Below are 19,041 nucleotides of genomic sequence, written 5' to 3'. Positions count from 1 at the left end.
GCATCATGCCACAGCGGCCGTGTGGGGCCCCTCGGTCGACCCGCCGCCCGGCGAGCCCTCAGCCGGCGGCGAGCCGGCGCAGCTCGGCGATCTCCGCGGCCACGTCGTCGGCGCCGTAGACGGCGGACCCGGCGACGAAGACGTCCGCCCCGGCCTCGGCGATCCGCGCGATCGTCGTGCGGGACACCCCGCCGTCGACCTGGATCCGCGTGCCCGTGCCCGCCGCGTCGACGGCCGCGCGCAGCCGTCGGATCTTCGGCAGCGTGCCCTCGATGAAGGACTGGCCCCCGAACCCGGGCTCGACGGTCATGACGAGGACCATGTCCACCTCGCCGAGGAGGTCGAGGAACGGCTCGACCGGGCTCGCCGGCCGCAGCGCCACGCACGCCCGCGTGCCGCCGGAGCGCAGCTCGCGCGCCAGCCGCACGGGCGCCTGCGTCGCCTCCGCGTGGAACGTCACCGACGCCGCCCCGGCCTCGGCGTACGTCGGCGCCCACCGGTCGGCGTCCTCGATCATGAGGTGCACGTCCAGCGGCACCGGCGAGACCTCGGCGAGGCGCTGCACGACGGGCAGCCCGAGCGTCAGGTTGGGCACGAAGTGCAGGTCCATGACGTCGACGTGCGCGGCGTCGGCGGTCGCGATCGCCTGCAGGTCGCGCTCGAGGTTCGCGAAGTCGGCGGACAGGATGCTGGGGTGGATCTGCGGGGCGGGCACCCGACCAGGCTAGGGCGTTAGTCCCGGCGCAGCAGCGCCAGGTACATCGCGTCCGTGCCGTGCACGTGCGGCCAGAGCTGGACGTCGAGCCGCGGCTCCCCGCCGGGCGTCCGGTCGTCGCCGAGGTCCACGTCCGGCGCCAGGCCGCGGACCACGGCGCGCGCGTCGAGCGGGGTGACGACCACCCCGGCGCGCGCCCGGGCGCGGACGACGTCGCGCACGACGAGGGATGTCTCGGCCAGGTGCGGCGAGCACGTCACGTAGGCCACGACGCCGCCGGGTCGCACGGCGTCCAGCGCGGACGACAGGAGCTCGCGCTGCAGCGTGCCGAGGCCCGCGACGTCGGCGGGCGTGCGGCGCCAGCGCGACTCCGGCCGCCGCCGCAGCGCCCCGAGGCCCGTGCACGGGGCGTCGACCAGGACGCGGTCGAACGCGCCCGGCTCGTCGGCCCCGACCGCGCGGCCGTCACCGGTCCGCACCGCCTCGACGGCCCGACGCGGCACGGCCCGCAGCGCCCGCTCCACCAGCCGGGTGCGGTGGGGCTGGACCTCGGTGGCGACGAGCCGCGCGCCGCGTCCGGCCGCCGCGGCGGCCAGCAGCGCCGCCTTGCCGCCGGGTCCCGCGCACAGGTCGAGCCAGCGCGCGTCGGTCCCCTCGACACCTGCCGCGAGGAGGGCCAGCGCGACGAGCTGGCTGCCCTCGTCCTGCACCCCGGCGCGGCCGTCGGCCACGGCCCGGACGTCCGCGGGGTCCCCGCCGTCGAGCACGACGGCCGACGGGGTGAGGGCGGCGGCGCGTGCGTGCGGCAGCTCGTCGAGCAGCTCCTGACGTGCGACGAGGCCGGGCCGCGCGACGAGGGTCACGCGCGGCGCGACGTTGTCCGCCGCCAGCAGGTCGGGCAGCTCCTCCGCACGGCGGCCGTGCCCGACGAGCGCCTCGCGCAGCGCCCGCACGACCCACGCGGGGTGGCTCTCGGTGACGGCGAGCCGGGCGACGGTGTCGTCACCGGTGGGGTCGGCGGCCTGCGCGACGCGCGTGGTCCACTCCTCGGGCCCGGCCTCGGTCACGCGCCGCAGCACCGCGTTCACGAGCTGCGCGGGACCGGCCCCGACCCGTGCGCGGGCGAGGCCGACGGTCTCGGACACCGCGGCGTGCGGGGGCACCCGCATCCCGAGCACCTGGTGGGCGCCCAGCCGCAGGACGTCGAGCAGCGGCGCGTCCAGGGCGCCGGGGTCGCGCCCCGACGCCAGCGCCAGCACCGCGTCGTACCGCCCGCGCAGGCGCAGGGTGCCGTAGGCGAGCTCGGTGGCGAACGCGGCGTCCCGCCCGTGCAGGCCGCGCTCGGCGAGCAGCGGCGGGAGCACGAGGTTGGCGTAGGAGTCCGAGCCGTCCACCGCGCGCAGGACGTCGAACGCCGCGTCGCGGGCGGGGTCGGTGGTGCGGCGGCGCTCACCGGGGGCGGCGGCGGAGCGGTGGCCCCGGCCCTCGGCGCGGGCGGCGCCGCGCTGACGTCCGGCCGCGTCGCGGCGTGCGTCGTCGCGTCGCGGGGCGTCGCGACGGGTGTCGTCGCGTCGTCCGTCGTCGCGACGGGCGTCGCCGTGGCCGCCACCCGGCTCGCGGCGCGGAGGGCGCCGGCGGTCGTCGGCGGGGCTCACGCGTCGGCCCCGACGGCCGTACCGGCACCGAGCCGGACGGGGCCGTCCGCGCCGAGGCGCGCCCCGCGGGCCCAGTCCGCGGCGGCCATGGGCCTACGTCCGGCCGGGGCGACCGTGCCCAGCTCCACGGCGCCGGCGGCGGTCCCGACGAGGACCTCGCGCCGCCCCGAGCGCAGCTCGCCCGGCGCCAGGTCGGTCACCTCCGGCCGCGGCCGCACCGGGCCGAGACGGAGCCGGGTGCCGTCGGGCAGCACCGTCCACGCGCCGGGTGCCGGGGTGCACGCCCGCACCTGGCGGTCCACCGCGAGGGCGGGTCGGTCCCACCGCACCGCGGCGTCGGCCACCTCGAGCTTGGGCGCGTGGCTGACGCCCTCGCCCGGCTGGGGCTGCGGGACGAGCACGCCGGCCTCGAGGGCGTCGAGGGTGCGGACCAGGAGGTCGGCCCCCGCCACGGCGAGGCGCTCCAGCAGGTCGCCACTGGTGTCCCGCGGCCGCACCGTCTCCGTCAGGGTCCCGAGCACGGGGCCGGTGTCGAGCCCCTCGTCGAGGCGGAAGGTGGTCGCGCCGGTGACCTCGTCGCCCGCCAGCACCGCGCGCTGCACGGGGGCGGCGCCGCGCCAGGCGGGCAGGACGGAGAAGTGCAGGTTGACCCAGCCGTAGCGGGGCACGTCCAGCAGGTCCGGCGGGACGAGGGCGCCGTACGCGACGACGGGCGCCGCGTCGACGGCCAGCGCCGCGAGCTCCTCCGCCACCCCCGGGTCGCGCAGGCGGCGCGGGGTCAGCACGGGCACGCCCGCCTCGTCCGCGACCTCGCGGACCGGGCTGGGCCGCAGGGTGCGGCCGCGGCCGGCCGGGGCGTCGGGCCGGGTGAGCACCGCCACCACCTCGTGGTGCGAGGCGAGCAGCGCCCGCAGGGACGGGACCGCGGGCTCCGGGGTCCCGGCGAAGAGCAGGCGCATGGGACCCGATCCTAGGTGCCGCGGCCGGAGCGTCCGCGGGCGGGGGCGTGGTCCGGGCGGCGCCGTGCGTGCGCGCGGCCGGCCTCAGAGCACCTCCGCTGCGTCCACCTGCACGCGGACCGTGCCGCTCTCGCGCCGGGCGCTGCGCACGGCGAGCGACGCGGCCACGGTCCGCGTCAGCGCGGGGCCGTCACCGCGCGGGACGCGCACGAGCGCGCGGACGGACCCGTCGACCCAGTCGTCCAGGAGCCCGCCCGCGGCCGTGGCGGACGCGCCGCCCGCGCGCACGTCGGGGTGCCGGTCCTCCGCGGGCGTCACCGGCACCGGGCCCAGCACCTCCGCCGAGGCGGGGAGCGCCAGCCGCGCGAGCACCGCCGCGACGGCGTCGCGCGAGCCCTCCACGAGCGCGGTCCGCACGGCCGGGGGCAGCGCGAGGGCGCTGCGCTCGTCGAGCTCACGCGCCGCCAGACCGGCCGGGTCCCAGCGCACGAGCGCCTGCGTCGGGCGCTCGGCGGCGTCGCCCACGAGCTGCACGACCCCGCCGGCCGACGCCGGCCGGACCAGCGCGGCCGCCGAGAGCCAGCGGCGGACCGCCTCCTCCGCGGACCGCAGCCCGGGCCACGAGGTGAGCACGGCCGCGTCGAGGAGCACCGCCGCCGCGTACCCGCCGTCGGCGACGGGCTCCGCGCCGGGGGTGCTGACGACGAGGGCCGGCCGGTCGGGCACGCGGGCGAGCACCCCGCCCGCGGACCGCGCCCCGGAGACGCGCACGGGCACGCCGGGGAACGCCCGGCCGAGCTCCTCCGCGGTGCGCTCCGAGCCCACGCGGACCGAGCGCAGGACGTCGTGCCCGCACGTGCCGCAGCGCCAGTCCGTGGCCAGGCGGCCGCACCACCGGCACGCGGGGGTGCCGTCGGGGCCGTCGAGCCCGAGCGGGCCGTGGCAGGCCGTGCACCGGGCCAGCGCGCGGCAGCGGGCGCACGCGACGGCCGGGACGTAGCCGGCGCGCGGCACGCCCACCAGCACCGGACCGCGCGCGAGGGCGTCGCGCAGCGTGCGCCAGGCCGGCGTCGGCAGGCGAGCGGCGGCGGCAGGCCCTTCCCGGGCCAGCTCGGCGGACGTCAGCGCCTGCACCCGTGGCGTGCGGCGGCGGACGGTCGGCCGGTCGGCCGCGACCTCGTGGGCCCAGCCCGCGGCGACGAGGGCCTGCGCCTCGACGCTGCGGCCCATCGACCCGACGAGCAGGGCGGCGCCCTCGAGCTCGCTGCGCAGGGCGAGCACCTCGCGGACGTGCGGGTAGGGCGCGCGGGGTTCGGCGTGCAGGCCGTCGCCGTCGTCCCACACGACGGCGAGGCCCAGGTCGGGCAGCGGCGCGAACGCCGACGCCCGCGTCCCCACGACGACGCCGGCCCGACCGCGCCGGGCGGCGAGGAACGCCCGGTAGCGGGCGGCCGGACCGTCGTCGGCGACCAGCCGGACGACGTCGCCCGCGGCGTCGGGGCGCTCATGGTCGAGCGCGGCCAGCACGCGGTCGACGTCGCGGGCGTCGGGGACGACGACGAGGGCCGTGCGGCCACCCGCCCGGCACGCGGCGACGGCCTGCGCGACGGCCGAGGGCCAGTCCTCGCCCGGGCCGCCGGGCAGCGCTGTCCACACGGCGCGCGGCGCGCCCCCGGCGTGCACGTGACGGCAGAACGCGGGCCCGCCGCGGTACGCCTCCCAGGCCGGCAGGGGCGGCAGGGGCGGCAGGGGCCCGGCGGTCGGCGCGGGGTCGCCGGGTCCGTCTGCCGTCGGGCCGTCCTCGTCGGGCACCTCCCCCTCGGTGCGCGCGTGCCGCGCCGGGACGGCCAGCCGGAGAACGTCCGGGAGCGTGCCGGCGTACCGGTCGGCGACCGCCCGGGCCAGGCGCAGCACCTCCGGCGTCAGCACGGGCTCGGCGGACACGACGCGCCGCAGCGGAGCCAGCTCCCCCGCGTGCTCGGCCTCGCCGACACGCTCGAGCAGGAACCCGTCGACGTCCTGCCCGCCGAACCGCACGCGCACGCGCACGCCAGGGCCGGCGACGTCGTCGAGCGCGGCCGGCACCGCGTACTCGAACGCGCGGTCGAGGTGCGCCGGAGCGAGGTCCACGACCACGCGCGCCACCGGCAGGACCTCGGCGACGGGCACGGGACCGGCCGAGGGGCGCCGCCGGCGGCGCGCGGCGGGCAGGCCGGGCAGGGCCGGCTGCTCGACCACGGCCGGCTGCCCGGCCGGGGTGCGCCGCTCGGCCGTGGCGGGCTCCGGGACCGGCTGGTTCACCGCGTGATCCCACCACGCGGCGCCGACACGCCGGCGCGGACGGTCAGCCGACCGCGGCGCGCAGGTCGTCGACCCGGTCCGTGCGCTCCCACGTGAAGTCGGCGTGCTCCCGACCGAAGTGGCCGTAGGCGGCCGTGCGGCGGTAGACGGGGCGCAGCAGGTCCAGGTCCCGGACGATCGCGGCCGGGCGCAGGTCGAAGACCTCGCGGATGGCGCCGGTGAGGACCTCGTCGGGGACCGTGCCCGTGCCGAAGGTCTCCACGTACAGCCCCACCGGGTGCGCCTTGCCGATGGCGTACGCGACCTGCACCTCGCAACGCCGAGCCAGCCCCGCGGCGACGACGTTCTTGGCGACCCAGCGCATGGCGTACGCGGCGGACCGGTCCACCTTCGAGGGGTCCTTGCCCGAGAAGGCGCCACCGCCGTGGCGCGCGTACCCGCCGTAGGTGTCGACGATGATCTTGCGCCCGGTCAGGCCGGCGTCGCCCTGCGGCCCGCCGACGACGAACTGCCCGGTCGGGTTGACGAGCAGCCGCAGCCCGGCGGTGTCGAGGTCCAGGCCGGCCGCCTCGAGGACCGGGGCGAGGACGAGGTCCCGCACCGCCGGCCGCAGCTCGTCGTCGAGGCGGACGCCGGGCTCGTGCTGGGTCGACACGACGACCGTGTCGAGGCTGACCGCACGGTCGCCCTCGTAGCCGATGGTCACCTGCGTCTTGCCGTCGGGCCGCAGGCCGGGCACGACGCCCTCCTTGCGCACCCCCGCCAGCCGCTCCGACAGCCGGTGCGCGAGCCAGACCGGCAGGGGCATGAGGGAGGGCGTGTCGTCGCAGGCGAACCCGAACATGAGGCCCTGGTCGCCGGCGCCCTGCTGGTCGAGCGGGTCGTCGTCGGATGCGTCCTCGCGCAGCTCGATCGCCTTGTCCACGCCCGCCGCGATGTCCGGCGACTGCTGCCCGATGGACACCGAGACCCCGCAGCTCTTGCCGTCGAAGCCGATGTCTGAGGACGTGTAGCCGATGCCGGTGACCACCTCGCGGACCACCTGCGGGATCTCGACGTAGGCGCTCGTGGTGACCTCGCCGGCGACGTGCACGAGGCCGGTCGTCACCATCGTCTCGACGGCGACGCGGGCCGCCGGGTCCTGCTCGAGCATCGCGTCGAGGATCGCGTCCGAGATCTGGTCGCAGATCTTGTCGGGGTGCCCCTCGGTGACGGACTCCGAGGTGAACAGGCGCGTGACGGCGGGCATGGGGGCCACCCTAGCCGCGGGCGGCGGGCCCCTCGCGCAGCAGCGGGACGACCGCGTCCCACACGGCGTCGGCCACGGCGTCCTTGCTGCCCGAGGCCGTGCCCACCACCTCGCCCCCGCGGTCCAGGAGCGTGACGGCGTTGTCGTCGGTGCCGAACCCGACGCCGGCGCCGACCGCGTTGAGCACCAGGAGGTCGGCCCCCTTGCGGCGGGCCTTCGCCCGGCCGTGCTCGAGGACGGACCCGCGCTCGTCGCCGGTCTCGGCCGCGAAGCCGACCACGCGCTGCCCCGGCCGCGGCGGGTCCGCGACGAGCTCGGCGAGGACGTCGACGGTCTGCTCGAGGGGGATGACCGGGGCCGCGGTCGCCGCCGGGTCCTTCTTGATCTTCGCCGCGGCGGGCGCGACGGGCCGGAAGTCGGCGACCGCGGCCGCCATGACGACGGCGTCCGCGTCCGCCGCGGCGGAACGCACGGCCGCGCGCAGCTCCTCCGCCGTCCCCACGGGCACGACCTCCACGCCCGTCGGCGGCGCGACCTGCAGGTGCGCCGCCACGAGCGTGACGCGCGCGCCGCGGGCGGCCGCCCGGCGCGCCAGGGCGACGCCCTGCTTGCCCGACGACCGGTTGCCGAGGAAGCGCACGGGGTCGACGGGCTCCCGCGTGCCGCCCGCGGACACGACGACGTGCCGGCCGGCGAGGTCCGGCGGCGCGACGAGTGCCAGGGCAGCCGCCGCGATGTCAGCGGGCTCCGGCAGACGGCCCGGACCGGTGTCGGCGCCCGTCAGCCGCCCGGAGGCGGGATCGAGGACGTGCACGCCGCGGGCCCGCAGGGTGGCCACGTTGGCGACGACCGAGGGGTGCTCCCACATCTCCGTGTGCATGGCCGGGGCGAGGAGCACCGGGCACCGCGCGACGAGCAGCGTCGCGGTGAGCAGGTCGTCCGCGCGGCCGGTGGCGGCGCGGGAGAGCAGGTCGGCCGTCGCCGGCGCCACGACGACGAGCTCCGCGTCGCGGCCGACCGCCACGTGCGCCACCTGGTCGACGTCGTCGAGGAGGTCGGCCGTCACGGGCCGGCCGGACAACGCCTCCCACGTCGGCCGCCCGACGAACTCCAGCGCCGTGCGGGTGGGCACGACGCGGACGTCGTGGCCCGCCTCCTTCAGGAGGCGCAGCAGCAGGACGGCCTTGTAGGCGGCGATGCCGCCGCCGACGCCGAGGACGACGTGCACGGGCGCCCCGGACCCCTCTCCCTGCTCCTCGACCTGCGTCGGCGTCGCGTCAGAACCGGTCCTGCTCCGGGGCCGGCTCCACGGGGGTGCCCTCGGTGGGCTCGATGCTCAGCAGGCCGCCGTCGATCTCGCGCATGGCGATGGACAGCGGCTTCTCCTGGGGACGCACGTCGACGAGCGGGCCGACGTACTCCAGCAGGCCCTCGTTGAGCTGGGCGTAGTAGGCGTTGATCTGCCGCGCGCGCTGGGCCGCGTACAGGACGAGGGCGTACTTGGAGTCCGCACGCTCGAGCAGGCGGTCGATGGGGGGGTCGGTGATGCCCGTGGGGGCGGCGACGGTTCCGGACACGGTGGTCTCCCGGTGATCGACGGAGGGGTTCCCGCTGATCCTACCGGTCGGCCGGCGCCGGCTCGATGCCCATGACCCGCACGAGCTCGTCGGTCGCGCGGTGCACGTCGTCGTTGACGATGACGACGTCGAACTCGGGCTCCGCGGCGAGCTCCACCCGGGCCGTCGCCAGCCGGCGCTCGCGCTCCTCGGGACCCTCCGTCCCGCGTCCGACGAGGCGTCGCTCGAGCTCCTCCCACGACGGCGGGGCGAGGAACACGAAGCGCGCGCCCGGCATCGTCGCCCGGACCTGGCGCGCGCCCTGCAGGTCGATCTCGAGGAGCGCGGGCCGCCCGGCCGCGAGCTGCTCCTCGACGGCCCGGCGGGGCGTGCCGTACCGGTTGCGCCCGTGCACGACCGCCCACTCGAGGAGCTCCCCCGCGGCGACCATGTCGTCGAACCGCTCGGGCCCGACGAAGTGGTAGTGCACGCCGTCGACCTCACCCGGACGCGGCTGCCGCGTCGTCGCGGAGACCGAGAGCCACACGTCGGGGTAGCGCTCGCGCACGTCGGCCGAGACCGTGCCCTTGCCGACGGCGGTCGGGCCGGCCAGCACGGTGAGGCGGGCGGGACCGCCGGCGCCCGTCTCCCCGGCCGTCGTCGTCGGGGCCGGGGTGTCGCTGTGCACGCTGTGCTGCCTCTCGGGGTCGTGGCCGGACGGACCGGCGGGGCGGTCGGCACCGGTGCCGACCGCCCCGCCGCGTGCCCGGTCGGGTGGCGCCGGGGCGCCGGCCCTCCGTCAGCCGAAGCGGTCGACGAGCGCCTTCACCTGGTGCGGGCCGAGGCCGCGGACGCGCCGGGTCTCGGAGATGCCGATCTCGGAGATGATCGCACGCGCCTTGACCTTGCCGACACCCGGCAGGGACTCGAGGAGCGCGAGGACCTTGATCTTGCCGATCGTCTCGTCCTGCTGCCCCTGGGCGATGACCTCGGAGAGGGCGCCCTGGGAGTACTTCAGCCGGTTCTTGACCTCGGCTCGCTGCTGCCGGGCGGCGGCAGCCTTCTTCAGCGCATCGGCGCGCTGCTCGGGAGTCAGCGGAGGGAGAGCCACTCGCGTCACCTTCTCGTCGTCGGGCCGGCGATCCGCGGGGGTGCTGCGGGTCGTGTGGGACGAACGTAGCGATCCGGACTGCCCAGCACAACGCAACCGCAGGTCATGGCGCATGCACCACCCGGACGGTGGGTGCCCGTCCCCCGACGGGCCCACCGCGTGCCGCCTAGGCCAGCGCGGCTGCCGCCTCCCCCGCGGCCCGCGCGGCGGCCTCCCGCAGCGCCGGCACCGCCGGGCCCGCGGCCAGCACCCCCCGCGACGACGAGGCCAGCACGGCCCCGCGGGCACCCGCGAACACCGCCGCCAGCTCGGCCGGACCGGCGCCCTGCGCCCCGACGCCCGGGGCGAGGAGCGGCCCCCGCACCGCGGCGAGGTCGACGCCGGTCCGGGCCGCCGCGTCGCCGACCGTCGCGCCCACGACGAGCCCCACGGACCCGAGCGCGACGACGCCGTCCCGACCGTCCACCCGCGGCGCGCCGGCGCGCCCGTCGTCGGCCGTCGCCGCGGCGAGCTCGGCGGCGTTCCGGGTGGCCGCGTACGCCGCCACCCCCGCAGCGACGCTGCGCCCGTCGGGTGCGACGGCGTGCTGCACGGAGGCGCCCTCCGGGTTCGACGTGAGGGCGAGGACGAACAGCCCCCGCCCCGTCGCGGCCGCCGCCTCCACCGCCGGCGCCAGCGACCTGACGCCGAGGAACGGGGAGACGGTGAGCGCGTCGCCGGCCAGCGGCGACCCGTCCCGCAGGTACGCGTCCGCGTACGCCGCCATCGTGGAGCCGATGTCCCCGCGCTTGGCGTCCACGACGACGAGCGTGCCCGTGCCGCGGCCGGCCGCGACGACCTCCTCGAGCACCGCCACGCCCCGCGAGCCGTGCCGCTCGAACAGCGCCGACTGCGGCTTGACCGCCGCGACCCGGCCCGCGACGGCCTCGAGCGTCGTCAGCGCGAACCGCCGCAGGCCGTCGGCGTCGTCGGGCAGCCCCCACGCCGCCAGCAGCGCGGGGTGCGGGTCGATGCCGACGCACAGCGGCCCGTGCGCCGACATCGCCGCCGCGAGGCGGGCGCCGAAGCGCGGGCGCGTCGGGGTCACGAGCGGCCCACCTCCGCCAGCTCCGCCGCCGGACCGGTGCCGTCGTGGTGCCGACCGGCACCCGCCTGGCCGGCGTCGGCACGGCCCTCGCGGCGTGCGCGGGCGTCGGCGGCGTGCTCCTGGAGGCTGCGCACCGCGGGCGGCCCGGAGCGCCGCGCCGAGATGGCCTGCACCGCGGCGCCGAGCTGCTGCACGGTCGTGATGATGCAGGTGTCGGCAGCGGTCGTCGCGGCGCGGATCTCGTAGCCGTCGGCGCGCGCGCCCTGGCCGGAGGGCGTGTTGACGACGAGGTCCACGTCGCCGGACACGACGAGGTCGACGATGGTCGGCTCCCCCGCCGGCCCACGTCCCGACGAGTGCTTGCGCACCACGGTCGACCGGATGCCGCTGCGGGACAGCACGGTCGCCGTGCCCTCGGTCGCGAGGATCTCGAACCCGAGCTCCGCCAGCTTCGCCGCCGGGAAGACGATGGAGCGCTTGTCCCGGTCGGCGACGGAGATGAAGGCCCGCCCGCCGCGGGGCAGCCCCCCGAAGGCGGCCTCCTGCGACTTGGCGAAGGCCGTCGGGAAGTCGACGTCGAAGCCCATGACCTCGCCCGTCGAGCGCATCTCGGGGCCGAGCACGGTGTCGACCACCGTGCCGTCCGCGGTGCGGAACCGCTTGAAGGGCAGCACGGCCTCCTTCACCGCGATGGGCGCGCCGAGGTCGAGCACGCGCGCGTCGGTCGTCGGCAGCACGCCGGAGGCCCGCAGGTCGGCGATGGTGTGGCCCGCCATGACGAGCGCCGCGGCCCGGGCGAGGGGCACCCCCGTCGCCTTGGCGACGAACGGCACGGTCCGGGACGCGCGCGGGTTGGCCTCGAGCACGTAGAGCACGTCCGAGACCAGCGCGAACTGGATGTTGAGCAGCCCCCGCACGCCCACGCCGCGGGCGATCGCCTCCGTCGACAGGCGGATGCGCTCGATCTCCCCCGCCGAGATCGTGACGGGCGGCAGCGTGCACGCGGAGTCGCCGGAGTGGATGCCGGCCTCCTCGATGTGCTCCATGACGCCGCCGAGGAAGAGCTCCTCCCCGTCGAACAGGGCGTCGACGTCGATCTCGATGGCGTCGTCGAGGAACCGGTCGATGAGCAGCGGCGGGAGCGTCCCGGCGCGGCCGCCGTCGGCCAGCTCGTCCAGCGCGCGCTGCACGTACTCCGACAGCTGCTGCTCGTCGTAGACGATCTCCATGCCGCGGCCGCCCAGCACGTAGCTGGGCCGCACGAGCACGGGGTAGCCGATGCCGCGCGCGGTCTCCCGCGCCCCGGCCAGGGTCGTCGCCGTCCCGAAGGCCGGCGCGGGCAGGCCCGCCGCGGCCAGGACCCGGCCGAAGGCGCCGCGGTCCTCGGCGGCGTCGATCGCGGCGGGTGGGGTGCCGAGGATCGGCAGCCCCGCGTCGGCCAGGCGGTGCGCCAGGGACAGCGGCGTCTGCCCGCCGAGCGTGACGATGAGCCCGGCCACCGGTCCGGCGGCGAGCTCGGCCGTGTAGACCTCGAGGACGTCCTCGAAGGTCAGCGGCTCGAAGTAGAGCCGGTCGGCCGTGTCGTAGTCGGTGGACACCGTCTCGGGGTTGCAGTTGACCATGACGGTCTCGTACTCGCCCTTGAGCGCCAGCGCCGCGTGGACGCAGGAGTAGTCGAACTCGATGCCCTGGCCGATGCGGTTCGGGCCGGACCCGAGGATGAGGACCGCCGGCCGCTCGCGCGGGACGACCTCCGTCTCCTCGTCGTAGGTGGAGTAGTGGTACGGCGTGCGGGCGGCGAACTCCGCCGCGCAGGTGTCGACCGTCTTGTACACGGGCAGGAGGCCCACGCCGTGCCGCGCGGCCCGTACGGAGTCCTCGGTGGTGCCGCGGAGCTGGGCGATCTGCGCGTCGGACAGGCCGTGCCGCTTGGCGCGGGCCAGGACGTCGCGGGTGAGGGCGTCAGCGGCGGCCGTGGCCTCGGCGACCTCGTTGACGAGAGCCACCTGGTCGAGGAACCAGGGGTCGATCCCGGTCCGCTCGTGGACGGTCTCCACGTCGACCCCGGCACGCAGCACCTGCTGCACGTCGAGGAGGCGGTGCTCGGTGGGGACCGCGATGGACTCCACCAGCGCCGACAGCTCGTCCCCGGAGACCGGGCGGCCCGCCCAGTGGAACGTCGCGCCCTTGCGGTCGATGGACCGCATCGCCTTGCCGAGCGCCTCGGTGAAGTTGCGGCCGAGGGCCATGGCCTCGCCGACGGACTTCATCGTGGTGGTCAGCGTGTCGTCGGCCGCCGGGAACTTCTCGAAGGCGAACCGCGGCACCTTGACGACGACGTAGTCCAGCGTCGGCTCGAACGACGCCGGCGTGGAGCCCGTGATGTCGTTGGGGATCTCGTCGAGCGTGTAGCCCACCGCCAGGCGCGCGGCGATCTTGGCGATCGGGAAGCCGGTCGCCTTCGAGGCGAGGGCCGACGAGCGCGACACGCGCGGGTTCATCTCGATGACGATGATCCGGCCCGTGGCCGGGTCGACCGCGAACTGGATGTTGCAGCCGCCCGTGTCCACCCCGACCTCGCGGATGACCGCGATGCCGATGTCGCGCATGCGCTGGTACTCGCGGTCGGTGAGGGTCAGGGCCGGTGCGACCGTCACGGAGTCGCCCGTGTGCACGCCGACGGGGTCGACGTTCTCGATCGAGCACACGACCACGACGTTGTCGTTCCGGTCGCGCATGAGCTCGAGCTCGTACTCCTTCCAGCCGAGGATGGACTCCTCCAGGAGCACCTCGGTGGTCGGCGAGTAGTGCAGGCCCTGCCCGACGATGCGGCGCAGGTCGGTCTCGTCGTAGGCGATGCCGGAGCCGAGGCCGCCCATGGTGAAGGACGGGCGCACGACCACGGGGTAGCCGAGGTCCTCGACGGCGGCCAGCGCCTCCTCGATCCGGTGCGCGATCGCGGAGCGCGCGCTCTCGCCGCCGCACACCGCGACGACCTGCTTGAACTGCTCGCGGTCCTCGCCCTTCTGGATCGCGGGGATGTTGGCGCCGATGAGCTCGACGCCGTACTGCTCGAGGACGCCCGCGGCGTCGAGCGCGATCGCGGCGTTGAGCGCGGTCTGCCCGCCGAGCGTCGGCAGGAGCGCGTCCGGGCGCTCCTTGGCGATGATCGCGGTGAGCGTCTCGGTGGTGATGGGCTCGACGTAGGTGGCGTCGGCGAACTCCGGGTCGGTCATGATCGTGGCCGGGTTCGAGTTGACCAGGACGACCCGCAGGCCCTCCTCCTTCAGCACGCGGCAGGCCTGCGTGCCGGAGTAGTCGAACTCGGCGGCCTGGCCGATGACGATCGGGCCGGACCCGATGACCAGGACGCTGGAGATGTCAGTGCGCCGCGGCATCAGGCGTCACCCTTCGTGTCGGCGGTGGGGGCGTCGGGGCGGGGGTGGTGGGCGACCTCGTCGCCGGTCGGGCCTCCACCGGCGCGGGCGCGCGCCATGAGGTCGACGAAGCGGTCGAACAGGTAGGCCGCGTCGTGCGGGCCCGCCGCCGCCTCCGGGTGGTACTGCACCGAGAAGGCCGGCAGGTCGAGCGCCTCGAGCCCCTCGACGACGTCGTCGTTGAGGTCGACGTGGCTGACGCGGACCCGCCCGTAGCGCCCGTCGCCGTGCGGGGCGAGGGTCTCGGCGTCGAGGGGCGCGTCGACCGCGAAGCCGTGGTTGTGCGCGGTGATCTCCACCTTGCCGGTGGTGCGGTCCATGACGGGCTGGTTCACGCCGCGGTGCCCGTAGCCCAGCTTGTAGGTGCCGAAGCCGAGCGCGCGCCCGAAGAGCTGGTTGCCGTAGCAGATGCCGAAGAACGGGATGCGGCGGTCGAGGACCCCGCGCAGGACCTCGACCTCGTGCACCGCGGCGCTCGGGTCCCCCGGGCCGTTGGAGAAGAAGACGCCGTCGGGCGCGACCGCGAGGACGTCCTCGAGGGAGGAGGTCGCCGGCAGCACGTGCACCCGGACGCCCCGCTCGGCCAGGCGGTGCGGGGTCATCGACTTGATGCCCAGGTCGAGGGCCGCCACGGTCGCGACGGGCTCGTCGGCCGGTCCGCCGTCCGCGCCCAGGGGTTCCACCACGTACGCGCCCTGCGTGCTGACCTCCGCCGCGAGGTCGGCCCCGGCCATCGCCGGCGCGGCCAGCACCCGGGCCAGCAGCTCGCTCGCCTCGACCCGCCCGCCGTCGGGCGCGACGAGTGCCTCGCCGGAGAACACGCCCGCGCGCATGACCCCGCGCTCGCGCAGGTGCCGGGTGAGCGCGCGGGTGTCGATGCCGCTGATCCCGACGACGCCCTGGCCCGCCAGCTCCGCGTCCAGCGTGCGGCGCGAGCGCCAGCTCGAGGGGCGGCGGGTGGGGTCGCGCACGACGTACCCGGCCACCCAGATGCGGCCCGACTCGGGGTCCTCGTCGTTCACGCCCGTGTTGCCGACGTGCGGCGCCGTCATGACGACGATCTGCCGGTGGTACGAGGGGTCGGTCAGCGTCTCCTGGTAGCCCGTCATGCCGGTGTTGAAGACGATCTCCCCCACGGTCGCGCCGGTGGCGCCGTAGGCGTCGCCGCGGAAGGTGCGGCCGTCCTCGAGGACGAGCAGCGCGTCGGTCATCGGGGGTCCTCCCGGTGGTCGTCCGGCGCGGGCGGGGCCGCGCGGGTGGGGTCGGTGGGTGGTGCCGGCGGGGCGGCGGTCGAGGTGGCCGGGTCCGCCGTCGAGGGCGCCAGCAGCGCCTCGACCGCGGCGACGACCGTGGACTGGTCGGCCCGTCGTCGCAGCCGCAGGCCGGACCGCAGCAGGGGCGCCACGCCGGTGTCGTCGCCCCGCCAGTCGAGCAGGAGCAGCCCGTCGCCGCCGACCGCCTTGCCGGCGATCGCGGGCCCGGCCCCGACGGCGGTGAGGCGGCCGCGCGGCAGGAAGAGGTCCGGGGCGCCCCGGCGCTCGACGAGGACGCCCGCGTCGTGCACGGACACCTCGGCGGGGCTGCGCACGCCGAGGCCGTGCGCCACGACGCGCTCGAGCCACTCCTCGGCCCGGGTCGTGGAGACGTAGACGGCCGGCACCGGCGGGACCCGGACCGCGCCGAGGTCCGCCGGCGGGGCCACGGGGTCGATGCCGAGCGCGGCGGTGCGGGCGGCCCGCGCCTTCCACCCGGCACGCATCATCCGGAGCGCGAGCAGCGCGAGCAGCAGCAGCGCGACCGCGACGACGGCCCGCGTCACGCGCGGTGCCCGTCCGCCGTGGCGGCGACGGGGGCCCCGTCGAGGACCGTCGGCTGCCCCCGCAGGAAGGTCGCGACGACCCGCCCCGGCAGCGTGCGGCCCGCCAGCGGCGTGTTCGCGCTGGCGGTGACCTGCTCGGCGGCGACGACCACGCGCCGCGCCGCGGGGTCGACGAGCACGAGGTTCGCCGGCTCCCCGACCGCGACCGGACGGCCCTGGTCGGGCACCCGGCCGATGCGCGCCGGGGCCTCCGACAGCACCCGGGCCACGTCCGCCCACGTCAGCCGGCCGGTGTCCACCATCGTCTCCTGCACGACGGACAGCACGGTCTCCAGCCCCGTCATGCCGGGCAGCGCCGCGGCCCACTCGCAGTCCTTGTCCTCGCGGGCGTGCGGGGCGTGGTCGGTGGCGACGACGTCGATCGTCCCGTCGGCCAGCCCGGCGCGCACGGCGTCGACGTCGGCCTGCGTGCGCAGGGGCGGGTTGACCTTGAAGACCGGGTCGTAGCCGCGCGCGCTCTCGTCCGTGAGGAGCAGGTGGTGCGGCGTCACCTCGGCGGTGACGTCGATGCCGCGCGACTTGGCCCAGCGCACGATCTCCACCGAGCCGGCGGTGGACAGGTGGCACACGTGCAGCCGGGAGCCGACGTGCTCGGCGAGCAGCACGTCCCGCGCGACGACGGCCTCCTCCGCGACGGCGGGCCACCCGGTCAGCCCCAGCTCCGCCGAGACGACCCCCTCGTGCATCTGCGCGCCCTCCGTGAGGCGCGGCTCCTGCGCGTGCTGCGCGACGACCCCGTCGAACGCCTTGACGTACTCCAGGGCGCGCCGCATGACGACGGGGTCGTCGACGCAGCGGCCGTCGTCGGAGAAGACGCGCACGCGCGCGGCGCTGTCCGCCATCGCGCCCAGCTCCGCCAGCCGCTCCCCCGCCAGCCCGACCGTCACGGCGCCCACGGGGTGCACGTCGCACCAGCGCGCGTCGCGGCCGAGCCGCCACACCTGCTCGACCACGCCGGCCGTGTCCTGCACCGGGGTCGTGTTGGCCATCGCGTGGACCGCCGTGAAGCCGCCGAGCGCCGCGGCCCGGGTGCCGCTGGCGACGGTCTCCGTGTCCTCGCGGCCCGGCTCGCGCAGGTGCGTGTGCAGGTCGACGAGGCCCGGGAGCAGCACCATCGGCACGCCGTCCGTGCCGGTGCCGTCCACGACGACGGTCCCCTCGTCGGCCGCCGCCCCGAGGTCGCCGACCTGGGCGACGACGCCGTCGGCCAGGAGGACGTCCGTGACGGCCCCGCCCAGCGGCGACACGCCCCGCAGCAGGTACCTCGTGCTCATGCGTCCACCCTCTCGCCCGCCACCGACACGCCTGCGGGGGCGCCCGCGGCGGGCCCGCCCGTGCCGGCAGCCGTCGTCGTACCCGTCGTCGTACCCGTCGTCGTACCCGTCGTCGTCCCCGTCGTCGTGCCCGCCAGCAGCAGGTACAGCACCGCCATGCGGACCGCGACGCCGTTGGCCACCTGCTCGACGATCACCGCGCGCGGGGAGTCCGCCGCGTCGGCCGTGATCTCCAGCCCCCGGTTCATCGGCCCCGGGTGCAGGACGACCGCGTGGTCCGGCAGCGCCGCCAGGCGCCGGGCGTCGAGGCCGTACCGCCGGCTGTACTCCAGGGGGCTGGGGAAGAACCCGCCGCCCGCGGACGACATCCGCTCCCGCTGCACGCGCAGCATCATCACCGCGTCGGGCTGCACGTCCGCGAGGACCTCGTCGAGGTGGTAGCCCACGCGGGCGGGCCACGCGCCGACCCCGACCGGCACGAGCGTCGGGGGCGCGACGAGGGTCACCTCCGCGCCCAGCGTGTGCAGGAGCTGCACGTTCGAGCGCGCGACCCGGCTGTGCAGCACGTCCCCGACGAGGACGACGCGGCACCCGGCCAGGTCCCGCCCGGTCGCGTCGGCGCGCCCGCCGTCGCCGACGAGGTGCCGCCGCAGCGTGTACGCGTCCAGCAGCGCCTGCGTCGGGTGCTGGTGCATCCCGTCGCCGGCGTTCACCACGGCGCCGCTCGTCCAGCCGGCCGAGGCGAGCGTGTGCGGGGCGCCGGACGCGGCGTGCCGGATGACGACGGCGTCGGCTCCCATGGCCTGCAGGGTGAGGGCGGTGTCCTTCAGCGACTCGCCCTTGGAGACGCTCGACCCCTTGGCGGAGAAGGTGATGACGTCCGCCGACAGCCGCTTGGCCGCCGTCTCGAACGACAGCCGCGTCCGCGTCGAGTCCTCGAAGAAGAGGTTGACGACCGTGCGCCCGCGCAGCGTGGGCAGCTTCTTGATCTCGCGCGCCTGGGTGGCGGCCATCTGTGCGGCGGTGTCGAGGATGCGCACCGCCTCGTCGCGCGTGAGGTCCGCGGCGGAGAGCAGGTGCCTCACCGGGCACCTCCCTCGATGAGGACGGCGTCGCGGCCGTCGGTGCCCGCCAGCAGGACGCGCACCCGCTCGGAGGCGGCCGTCGGGAGGTTCTTGCCCACGTAGTCCGCGCGGATCGGCAGCTCCCGGTGACCCCGGTCGACGAGGGCCGCCAGCTGCACGGCGCGCGGCCGGCCCAGGTCGCTCAGCGCGTCCAGCGCGGCCCGGATGGTCCGGCCGGAGAAGAGCACGTCGTCGACGAGCACCACCACGCGGCCGTCGACGCCGCCCGGCGGCAGCTCCGTCGACCCGATCGGCCGGGTCGGGTGCTGGGCCAGGTCGTCGCGGTGCATCGTCACGTCCAGCGACCCGACGAGCGCGGCGGGATCGGTGCCCGGCTCGACCGCGGCGATGCGCTCGGCGAGCCGGCGCGCCAGCGGGAGCCCCCGGGTGGGGATCCCCAGCAGGACGAGGTCGGCGGCGCCCCGGTTGCGCTCGAGGATCTCGTGGGCGATCCGGGTCAGCGCGCGACCGACGTCGGCGGCGCCGAGGACCTCGACGGCGGCGGGTCCGGGGACGCCGGACTCGTCGTCGGGGTGGTCGAGCGGCACATCGGGGGGCAGGTCCGGGGGCACAGCAGGTCCAGCACGCATCCGCATCTCCTTGTCCGCCTCACGGGACGGTCTTGAAGGACCGGGCAGGTGTCGGGCCGACCCTACCCGTCCGTCCCGGGCCCGGCGGCAGGCGTCCACGCCAC

At 77.0% G+C, this 19,041-nt stretch carries 16 protein-coding genes; all 16 read right to left on the bottom strand.

What is annotated here, in order from left to right:
* Positions 1 to 58 precede the first annotated feature (58 nt).
* Entirely contained in the window at positions 59 to 715 is a 657-nt protein-coding gene (gene rpe / locus AC2TDM_RS08600; RefSeq protein ID WP_090030912.1) for a ribulose-phosphate 3-epimerase, read from the bottom strand.
* Between the two features lie 17 nt (positions 716 to 732).
* Positions 733 to 2,370 carry an RsmB/NOP family class I SAM-dependent RNA methyltransferase gene (locus AC2TDM_RS08595; RefSeq protein WP_090030911.1) on the bottom strand — a complete coding sequence of 546 codons (1,638 nt, stop codon included), beginning with the start codon at positions 2,368 to 2,370 and terminating at the stop codon, positions 733 to 735.
* On the bottom strand, positions 2,367 to 3,329 hold the full coding sequence (gene fmt, locus AC2TDM_RS08590; RefSeq protein WP_090030910.1) for a methionyl-tRNA formyltransferase: 963 nt from the start codon (positions 3,327 to 3,329) through the stop codon (positions 2,367 to 2,369). The genes AC2TDM_RS08595 and fmt overlap by 4 nt, the downstream gene beginning before the upstream one ends.
* Positions 3,330 to 3,413: 84 nt before the next feature.
* Positions 3,414 to 5,567: a primosomal protein N' gene (locus AC2TDM_RS08585; protein ID WP_090030998.1), complete on the bottom strand. Its 2,154-nt coding sequence runs from the start codon at positions 5,565 to 5,567 to the stop codon at positions 3,414 to 3,416.
* Between the two features lie 106 nt (positions 5,568 to 5,673).
* A complete protein-coding gene (gene metK / locus AC2TDM_RS08580; protein ID WP_484634394.1) occupies positions 5,674 to 6,879 on the bottom strand; it encodes a methionine adenosyltransferase in 1,206 nt (401 codons plus the stop codon).
* Between the two features lie 10 nt (positions 6,880 to 6,889).
* Complete coding sequence (gene coaBC, locus AC2TDM_RS08575) at positions 6,890 to 8,107, bottom strand: bifunctional phosphopantothenoylcysteine decarboxylase/phosphopantothenate--cysteine ligase CoaBC (RefSeq protein ID WP_484634393.1); 1,218 nt, start codon at positions 8,105 to 8,107, stop codon at positions 6,890 to 6,892.
* 49 nt (positions 8,108 to 8,156) lie between these two features.
* Positions 8,157 to 8,456, bottom strand: a complete 300-nt coding sequence (gene rpoZ, locus AC2TDM_RS08570) for a DNA-directed RNA polymerase subunit omega (RefSeq protein WP_090030908.1) — start codon at positions 8,454 to 8,456, stop codon at positions 8,157 to 8,159.
* A gap of 40 nt (positions 8,457 to 8,496) precedes the next feature.
* Entirely contained in the window at positions 8,497 to 9,123 is a 627-nt protein-coding gene (gmk, locus tag AC2TDM_RS08565) for a guanylate kinase (protein WP_175499249.1), read from the bottom strand.
* 111 nt (positions 9,124 to 9,234) lie between these two features.
* Positions 9,235 to 9,546 carry an integration host factor, actinobacterial type gene (gene mihF, locus AC2TDM_RS08560; RefSeq protein WP_090030907.1) on the bottom strand — a complete coding sequence of 104 codons (312 nt, stop codon included), beginning with the start codon at positions 9,544 to 9,546 and terminating at the stop codon, positions 9,235 to 9,237.
* 166 nt (positions 9,547 to 9,712) lie between these two features.
* Positions 9,713 to 10,588: an orotidine-5'-phosphate decarboxylase gene (gene pyrF / locus AC2TDM_RS08555; RefSeq protein ID WP_484636421.1), complete on the bottom strand. Its 876-nt coding sequence runs from the start codon at positions 10,586 to 10,588 to the stop codon at positions 9,713 to 9,715.
* A gap of 41 nt (positions 10,589 to 10,629) precedes the next feature.
* Entirely contained in the window at positions 10,630 to 14,031 is a 3,402-nt protein-coding gene (gene carB / locus AC2TDM_RS08550) for a carbamoyl-phosphate synthase large subunit (RefSeq protein WP_484636363.1), read from the bottom strand.
* Complete coding sequence (gene carA, locus AC2TDM_RS08545; RefSeq protein ID WP_090030905.1) at positions 14,031 to 15,281, bottom strand: glutamine-hydrolyzing carbamoyl-phosphate synthase small subunit; 1,251 nt, start codon at positions 15,279 to 15,281, stop codon at positions 14,031 to 14,033. Before carA ends, carB begins: the two co-directional genes overlap by 1 nt.
* Positions 15,278 to 15,889 carry a PH-like domain-containing protein gene (locus AC2TDM_RS08540; RefSeq protein ID WP_175499247.1) on the bottom strand — a complete coding sequence of 204 codons (612 nt, stop codon included), beginning with the start codon at positions 15,887 to 15,889 and terminating at the stop codon, positions 15,278 to 15,280. Before AC2TDM_RS08540 ends, carA begins: the two co-directional genes overlap by 4 nt.
* On the bottom strand, positions 15,886 to 17,223 hold the full coding sequence (locus AC2TDM_RS08535) for a dihydroorotase (RefSeq protein WP_484636362.1): 1,338 nt from the start codon (positions 17,221 to 17,223) through the stop codon (positions 15,886 to 15,888). The genes AC2TDM_RS08540 and AC2TDM_RS08535 overlap by 4 nt, the downstream gene beginning before the upstream one ends.
* Positions 17,220 to 18,308 (bottom strand): aspartate carbamoyltransferase catalytic subunit, encoded by a 1,089-nt coding sequence (locus AC2TDM_RS08530; protein ID WP_484636361.1) that lies wholly within the window; start codon positions 18,306 to 18,308, stop codon positions 17,220 to 17,222. The genes AC2TDM_RS08535 and AC2TDM_RS08530 overlap by 4 nt, the downstream gene beginning before the upstream one ends.
* Positions 18,305 to 18,937 (bottom strand): bifunctional pyr operon transcriptional regulator/uracil phosphoribosyltransferase PyrR, encoded by a 633-nt coding sequence (pyrR, locus tag AC2TDM_RS08525; RefSeq protein ID WP_484636360.1) that lies wholly within the window; start codon positions 18,935 to 18,937, stop codon positions 18,305 to 18,307. The genes AC2TDM_RS08530 and pyrR overlap by 4 nt, the downstream gene beginning before the upstream one ends.
* Positions 18,938 to 19,041: the final 104 nt, after the last annotated feature.

Source organism: Cellulomonas sp. plas2, assembly GCF_057221735.1.
Note: the sequence above shows the minus strand (reverse complement) of the source record. Positions and strands in the feature narration are given on the sequence as shown.

What these genes read in the sequence shown, in the direction of transcription:
- fmt (WP_090030910.1), bottom strand. Translation starts at nt 3,329, where the DNA reads ATGCGCCTGCTCTTCGCCGGGACCCCGGAGCCCGCGGTCCCGTCCCTG.
- metK (WP_484634394.1), bottom strand. Translation starts at nt 6,879, where the DNA reads ATGCCCGCCGTCACGCGCCTGTTCACCTCGGAGTCCGTCACCGAGGGG.
- pyrF (WP_484636421.1), bottom strand. Translation starts at nt 10,588, where the DNA reads ATGTCGGCGCACGGGCCGCTGTGCGTCGGCATCGACCCGCACCCCGCG.
- carB (WP_484636363.1), bottom strand. Translation starts at nt 14,031, where the DNA reads ATGCCGCGGCGCACTGACATCTCCAGCGTCCTGGTCATCGGGTCCGGC.
- carA (WP_090030905.1), bottom strand. Translation starts at nt 15,281, where the DNA reads ATGACCGACGCGCTGCTCGTCCTCGAGGACGGCCGCACCTTCCGCGGC.
- AC2TDM_RS08535 (WP_484636362.1), bottom strand. Translation starts at nt 17,223, where the DNA reads ATGAGCACGAGGTACCTGCTGCGGGGCGTGTCGCCGCTGGGCGGGGCC.
- pyrR (WP_484636360.1), bottom strand. Translation starts at nt 18,937, where the DNA reads ATGCGTGCTGGACCTGCTGTGCCCCCGGACCTGCCCCCCGATGTGCCG.